Origin of the sequence: Lonsdalea britannica (assembly GCF_946477055.1) — a bacterium.
GTDB classification, from domain to species: domain Bacteria; phylum Pseudomonadota; class Gammaproteobacteria; order Enterobacterales; family Enterobacteriaceae; genus Lonsdalea; species Lonsdalea britannica_A.
Genome location: NZ_CAMKXG010000189.1, coordinates 1 through 6,800, shown reverse-complemented (window position 1 = coordinate 6,800; position 6,800 = coordinate 1). Strand labels below are relative to the sequence as shown.

The following is a 6,800-nucleotide window of genomic DNA, read 5'->3' as shown; positions in this document are numbered from 1 at the left end:
CCTTCCGTACTGCCCGCCCCGTTAAATTTTTATACCCGCGAAAAATGAAATTTAAATCGGAGTGATTTATGGCTGGAACTGCGGGCCGTTCTGGGCGTCGCCCAAAGCCAACGGCACGCAAAGAACTGGCCGGAAATCCGGGTAAGCGGGCGTTGAACAAAGACGAGCCTGTTTTTACCCCACTGAAAGGCGTTTCACCCCCTGATTGGTTTGCCGAAGCCGAACTCCCGCTGGCAATGACAATGTGGGAGTTAACGACGAAAGAGCTATGTGGTCAGGGATTGCTGTGCATTACCGATCTGGCCGTGCTTGAGCGGTGGTGTGTGGCATACGAATTTTGGCGCCGTGCGGTAATCAACATCGCCCGCCAGGGGAACACGGTCACCGGGGCCACCGGCGGGCCAATAAAAAATCCTGAGCTGACCGCCAAGAAAGAGCAAGAGTCTGAAATGGGCTCAACGGGCTCAATGCTGGGTTTAGACCCCAGCGCCAGATCTCGACTTATCGGCCTGGCTGGCAAAGGGAAAAGCGAAAACCCATTCTTGAAAATGATCAGCTCATGAGCAGAAAAGCATACCCCAACGTCAATGCCGCAAATCAATATGCTCGGGCGGTCGTTCGTGGGCAGATCCCTGCGTGCCAATATGTGATTCAGGCATGCCAACGCCATATTGATGATCTGGCCGTAGAGAAGAGCAAAAAATTTCGCTACCGCTTCGACAAAGATCTGGCCGAAAAGGCGGCGAGGTTTATCCAAATGCTACCCCACACCAAAGGGGAATGGGCGTTTAAGCGGATGCCGATTACGTTGGAGCCGTGGCAGCTATTCATCGTCTGCTGTGCATTTGGCTGGGTGAGAAAGGGGACAAAGCTTCGTCGTTTTCGAGAGGTCTACACCGAGATCCCCCGCAAAAATGGCAAGTCTGCTATTTCGGCTGGCGTGGCGCTGTTCTGCTTTACCTGTGATTCGGAATTTGGGGCCGAGGTGTATTCCGGCGCCACGACCGAGAAGCAGGCATGGGAGGTATTTCGCCCGGCCCGTCTGATGTGTAAACGCACCCCACTGTTGGTTGAAGCGTTTGGGATCGAGGTTAATGCGTCGAATCTGAACCGGCCGGAAGACGGCGCCAGACTGGAGCCGCTGATCGGTAATCCGGGGGATGGTTCATCGCCGCACTGTGCGATTGTCGACGAATATCACGAGCATGGCACTGATGCCTTGTACACCACGATGTTAACCGGCATGGGGGCGAGAAAGCAGCCACTGATGTGGGCTATCACGACCGCTGGATACAACATCGAGGGGCCGTGTTACGACAAGCGTCGTGAAGTGATCGAAATGCTCAACGGCTCCGTGCCGAATGATGAGCTATTCGGCGTCATTTACACCATTGACGAGGGCGACGATTGGACCCAGCCGGACGTCCTCGCCAAAGCTAACCCCAACATGGGGGTATCCGTTTACCGTGATTTTTTATTGAGTCAGCAGCAGCGGGCGATAAATAACGCGCGGCAGGCGGGCGTTTTCAAAACGAAACATCTGAATGTTTGGGTGGCGGCTCGGGCTGCATATTTTAACCAGGTGAGCTGGCAAGGCTGTGAAGACAAAACGCTGACGCTGGAACAGTTCGAAGGACAGCCCTGCATTCTGGCGTTCGATCTGGCGCGCAAACTGGATATGAACAGCATGGCGCGCTTGTTCACTCGAAAGATTGACGGGAAAACGCATTACTACAGCGTGGCGCCACGTTTCTGGGTGCCGTACGACACGGTCTACAGCGTCGAACAGAACGAGGATCGGCGTACCGCCGAGCGCTTCCAGAAGTGGGTAGAAATGGGCTATCTAACCGTCACCGACGGGGCAGAGGTAGATTATCGCTACATCATGGAGGAGGCGAAGCAGGCGAACCGCCTGAACCCGGTTTCTGAGTCACCTATCGATCCCTTCGGTGCAACAGGCTTGTCCCATGAATTAGCCGATGAAGGGCTGACACCGATCACCATCACTCAGAATTACACCAATATGTCGGACCCGATGAAAGAGATTGAGGCCGCCATAGCGTCCGGCCGTTTCCATCATGACGGCAACCCGATCATGACGTGGTGTATCAGTAATGTGGTGGGAAAAACGCTGCCTGGAAACGACGATATCGTGCGGCCCATCAAGGAGCAGGCCGAGAACAAAATCGACGGCGCGGTAGCGCTAATCATGGCTGTGGGGCGGGCAATGCTCTACGAGAAAGAAGAAACGCTTTCTGAGCGAATCGAATCCCACGGTATACGAACACTCTAATTGAGGTATCCATGATTCTAAAAATATTGGCGCCTCTTGTGGGCGTTGCTGGCGCGGCTTTACTGTCATATGCCGGGTGGTTGGTATTTGTACCACTCGGTTATGCATCTGCTGGCGCTTTATGTCTTTTTTGGTCGTGGCTTGCTGCGCGCGCGGTTGGCCGGGGAGGTAAATGATGTTTTTCTCCAGCCTGTTTAGAAAGTCATCATCCGCGCCTATCACCACTCCAGCAGAACTGGCTCAAAACATCGGGCTGACATATGACACTTACACCGGCAAGCGAGTCAGTAGTCAAACAGCGATGCGGCTTACAGCGGTCTTTGGCTGCATCAGGGTGCTGTCTGAATCTATCGGAATGTTGCCCTGCAGCTTGTACAAGTCCACAGGGAAGGGGAAGGAAAAAGCGACAGGTGAGCGCTTGTACAAGCTGTTGTCGCTGAAACCTAACGACTATATGACCCCACAAGAATTTTGGGAGCTTCTCACTGTTTGTCTTTGTCTGCGCGGTAACTTCTATGCATACAAAGTGAAAGCACTAGGGGAAGTGGTCGAGTTGCTCCCTTTAGATCCCGGCTGTGTTACCCCTTCGCTTAATAGCCAGTGGCAGCCGGTGTATCGGGTCACTTTTCCTGACGGATCTACCGACATTCTTGGTCAAGATGATATCTGGCATGTTCGTATTCTCACGTTGGATGGTTTGGTTGGACTGAGCCCAATAGCTTACGCCAGAGAGGCGATTTCTCTCGGTTTAGCGACGGAAGAACACGGGTCAAAGCTATTCAGTAATGGGGCTGTGACATCGGGCGTTCTTCGCACTGAACAGACGCTGAGTGATACAGCGTTTAATCGCCTTAAAACTGATTTTGAAGAGCGCCATCAAGGGCTGGGGAATGCCCACAAGCCCATGATCCTTGAGATGGGGCTGGACTGGAAGTCTATGGCACTGAGCGCCGAGGATAGTCAATTTCTTGAAACCAGAAAATTTCAGTTAGAGGAAATTTGTCGACTCTTCCGCGTTCCGATGCATCTGGTGCAAAACACCGACCGCGCCACTTTTAGCAATATTGAAAATCTGGGGATCGGTTTCATCAACTATTCCCTGGTGCCATATCTGACCAGGATAGAACAGCGAATCAATATCGGGCTGGTAAAGGAAAGCAAGCAGGGAGCCTATTACGCCAAGTTCAACGCTGGGGCATTACTTCGAGGGGATATGAAGTCTCGCTTTGAATCGTATGCCACGGGGATTAACTGGGGCATGTTTTCGCCGAATGACTGCCTGGAACTTGAGGATCGCAATCCTCGTCCAGGTGGCGATGTTTATTTAACCCCGATGAACATGACAACCAAGCCGTCTGACGGCAGCAAACAAAAGCAGGGTGAGAGCAATGAGTACGCTGACTAAACAACGCATCGATGTGCCGTTGAAACTGAAGGCTGTCAGTGAAACGGGTGAATTTGAAGGGTATGGCTCTGTTTTTGGCGTAAAAGACAGCCACGACGACATCATTGTGCCGGGGGCATTTACAGCATCATTAAATGCCTGGAAAAACAAAAATTCCCTGCCTGCAATGCTTTGGCAACATCAGATCTCTGAGCCAATCGGCATCTATACCGAAATGAAAGAGGACGATGTCGGTCTTTACGTCAAAGGGCGGCTATTGATAGATGACGACCCATTGGCAAAACGCGCACATGCCCACATGAAGGCCGGTTCTTTAACCGGCCTTTCTATTGGCTACATGCTGAAAGATTGGGAGTACGACCGGGATAAAGATGCCTTCATCTTGAAAACTATTGACCTTTGGGAGGTCAGCCCGGTGACGTTTCCTTCGAACGATGAAGCCCGCGTCAGCGATGTGAAATCCGCATTTGCTCGCGGCGAAACCCCATCACCTAAAAGTATTGAACGAGTCCTGCGCGACGTTGGGCTCTCCCGCACCCAGGCCAAAGCATTCATGGCTGGGGGTTATGGTGGCATCAGTCAGCGTGAGGCTGACGTAGTCGCCGGATTGAATGCACTTAAATCCATAAAATTTTAAACCGGAGAAGACAACATGGCAGTAGAACAGAAAGATGTAGAACAGGTCGCGCAGGAGCTCCAGCAGAAGTTTGATGCGTTTAAAGAGAAAAACGACCAACGTATCGATGCGATCGCGCAGGAAAAGGGAAAGCTGGCGGGTGAAGTAGAAACTCTCAACGTTAAGCTGTCTGAACTCGATGCTCTGAAAAGCGCTCTTGAGGACGAACTGAAACAGGTTAAGCGCCCTGGCGGCGGCACGCAGAGTAGAGAAGCCGGGGAACACAAAACCGCATTCATCGACTTTGTGCGAAAAGGAAAAGATGATGGTTTGCGTGATCTGGAAAGAAAGGCTCTGCAAGTCGGGGTTGATGAAGAGGGTGGCTATGCTGTTCCAGAAGAACTGGACCGTACCATTCTGACCTTGCTGAAAGACGAAGTGGTTATGCGGCAAGAAGCCAACACGATCACCGTTGGCGGTGCCAGTTATAAAAAACTGGTTAACCTCGGTGGTACCGCTTCTGGTTGGACGGGGGAGACAGATTCTCGCCCGGAAACCGCAGGATCTCGATTGGCACAGATCGAACCCTACATGGGGGAAATCTATGGTAATCCACAGGCAACTCAGACCATGTTGGATGATGCTTTCTTTAACGTTGAAAGCTGGATCAACAGCGAGCTGGCTTCCGAATTTTCAGAGAAAGAAGAAATCGCATTCACGACCGGTGACGGTTCTAAAAAACCGAAAGGGTTTTTGGCTTACCCGTCAAGCGATGCTGCTGACGCAACCCGAGCGTTTGGGACGCTGCAGCACATTCTGTCGGGTGCAACTGCTGGCGTGACAGCGGACGCGATCATCAAACTGATCTATACGCTGCGAAAATCTCATCGTACCGGCGCCAAGTTCATGATGAACAACAATTCGCTTTTTCAAATCAGGATTTTGAAAGATGCCGAGGGGAACTACCTGTGGCGCCCCGGCGTTGAACTGGATCAGCCATCGACGCTGGGAGGGTACGGTATTGCTGAGAATGAGCAGATGCCGGATATCGCTGCCGATGCAAAGGCAATCGCGTTTGGTAACTTCAAACGGGGTTATACCATCGTTGATCGGATTGGAACTCGCATCTTACGCGACCCTTACACCAACAAGCCTTTTGTCGGGTTCTATACCACCAAACGTACGGGCGGCATGCTGGTCGACTCTCAATCTATCAAGTTGCTGCAAATCGGCGCAGCGTGATTTATGGGGCTAAGGCCCCCTTTCATGGGGATTAACATGAATAAGTTGACTAAAGACCTTAAGTGGTCACCGGATGGTTGCACCATCGAAACCATTTCAGCAGGGGAATATCAAGCGGGTGATCTTCCTGAACGAGCGATTGCTATCGCTATGCAACTCGGTATCTATGAATCTGACGGTGCTGATGATGTAGGTGCCGATGACGGTGCAGGCGAAACTGAGCCAGCAGGTAAAAAAACGAAGAAATAAACCGCTACGGCGGTTTTTTATTAGGTGCTATCGATGATTCTCACACCAGATGAAATTAAGTCTCAGTTGCGGATTGACCCGGATATCACCGATGAAGATACCTTGCTGGTGGCGCTAGGACAGGCGGCTGAGGCCAGAACATCGACGTTCTTAAACCGTTCGTTGTATGCCCGTTCTGACGACGTGGATCCTGACGATGAATCTGCGCTGGTGGTGACCGCCGATCTGCGGCTTGCGATGCTGATGCTGGTGACTCATTTTTACGAAAACCGGTCATCGGTATCTAATTTCGAAAACACTCCGGTCCCAATGTCCTACGAGTGGATCGCGAGTCCCTACCGGTTCATCCCATTATGAAATCACAACCATCAAAAACCAGCGCTGATTACGCGTATCCAGACCCTGGCGAACTGAACCAGCGGGTACGGCTTCGCCAGCGGGTGGATCTTCCCAATGCTGATTTCGGTGTGACCGCGGAATTTACCGGTGAAAAAACCGTATGGGCCAAAGTGCGCCAGGTTGGCGCCACCACATACCGGGAGTCAGTACAAACTGGCGACGCGGTAACGCACTATCTCACCATCCGGTATCGGCCTGGAATAACAGCCGACTTCGAAGCAGTAATGCCCGGCGGTAATGCCCTGCGTATCCGGCGGATCCGGGACTTGAATTCGGCCTGCCGTTTTTTGCTGTTGGAATGTGAAGACTTGGGCAGTGACACACCTGTCGAGGTGATCTATGGCTAAACCCTCTGCCGCGGCCTCTCTGCATATTGACTTCGATCAGCCGGATGAAATGGTGTTTAACCGCGCCAAAATGCGGCGGGCGTTTGTCAAAATCGGCCAGGTTCACATGCGTGATGCCCGTCGCTTAGTGGTTCGGCGCGGGGCATCAAAGCCGGGGGAGAATCCAGGCTACAAAACAGGGCGGTTAGCGCGGTCCATTGGCTATTACGTTCCCAGGGCTGTCTCTTATACACATCTGACGCTGCCGAC

At 52.2% G+C, this 6,800-nt stretch carries 9 protein-coding genes and 1 pseudogene; all 10 read left to right on the top strand.

Annotation, left to right across the window (positions count from 1 at the left end; all coding sequences use genetic code 11):
• The first annotated feature begins 68 nt into the window (after window positions 1-68).
• Window positions 69-563, top strand: coding sequence for a phage terminase small subunit P27 family (locus tag Q7O77_RS12595; protein ID WP_304167807.1), 495 nt, complete (start codon window positions 69-71; stop codon window positions 561-563).
• Entirely contained in the window at window positions 560-2,293 is a 1,734-nt protein-coding gene (locus Q7O77_RS12590; RefSeq protein ID WP_304167804.1) for a terminase large subunit, read from the top strand. The genes Q7O77_RS12595 and Q7O77_RS12590 overlap by 4 nt, the downstream gene beginning before the upstream one ends.
• 11 nt (window positions 2,294-2,304) lie before the next feature.
• A complete protein-coding gene (locus tag Q7O77_RS12585) occupies window positions 2,305-2,469 on the top strand; it encodes a hypothetical protein (RefSeq protein ID WP_304167801.1) in 165 nt (54 codons plus the stop codon).
• On the top strand, window positions 2,469-3,698 hold the full coding sequence (locus Q7O77_RS12580) for a phage portal protein (RefSeq protein ID WP_304167809.1): 1,230 nt from the start codon (window positions 2,469-2,471) through the stop codon (window positions 3,696-3,698). Before Q7O77_RS12585 ends, Q7O77_RS12580 begins: the two co-directional genes overlap by 1 nt.
• The gene (locus tag Q7O77_RS12575) at window positions 3,682-4,335 is read left to right on the top strand and encodes an HK97 family phage prohead protease (RefSeq protein ID WP_304167798.1); all 654 of its coding nucleotides are present in this window, start codon (window positions 3,682-3,684) and stop codon (window positions 4,333-4,335) included. Before Q7O77_RS12580 ends, Q7O77_RS12575 begins: the two co-directional genes overlap by 17 nt.
• 15 nt (window positions 4,336-4,350) lie before the next feature.
• Window positions 4,351-5,556, top strand: coding sequence for a phage major capsid protein (locus tag Q7O77_RS12570; RefSeq protein ID WP_304167795.1), 1,206 nt, complete (start codon window positions 4,351-4,353; stop codon window positions 5,554-5,556).
• Between the two features lie 36 nt (window positions 5,557-5,592).
• Window positions 5,593-5,805, top strand: a complete 213-nt coding sequence (locus Q7O77_RS12565) for a hypothetical protein (RefSeq protein WP_304167792.1) — start codon at window positions 5,593-5,595, stop codon at window positions 5,803-5,805.
• 33 nt (window positions 5,806-5,838) lie between these two features.
• Window positions 5,839-6,162, top strand: coding sequence for a head-tail connector protein (locus Q7O77_RS12560; protein WP_304167789.1), 324 nt, complete (start codon window positions 5,839-5,841; stop codon window positions 6,160-6,162).
• On the top strand, window positions 6,159-6,551 hold the full coding sequence (locus Q7O77_RS12555; RefSeq protein WP_304167786.1) for a phage head closure protein: 393 nt from the start codon (window positions 6,159-6,161) through the stop codon (window positions 6,549-6,551). The genes Q7O77_RS12560 and Q7O77_RS12555 overlap by 4 nt, the downstream gene beginning before the upstream one ends.
• Window positions 6,544-6,800, top strand: a pseudogene (locus Q7O77_RS12550) (hypothetical protein); the annotation flags it as partial. The gene Q7O77_RS12555 and the pseudogene Q7O77_RS12550, both read left to right, overlap by 8 nt.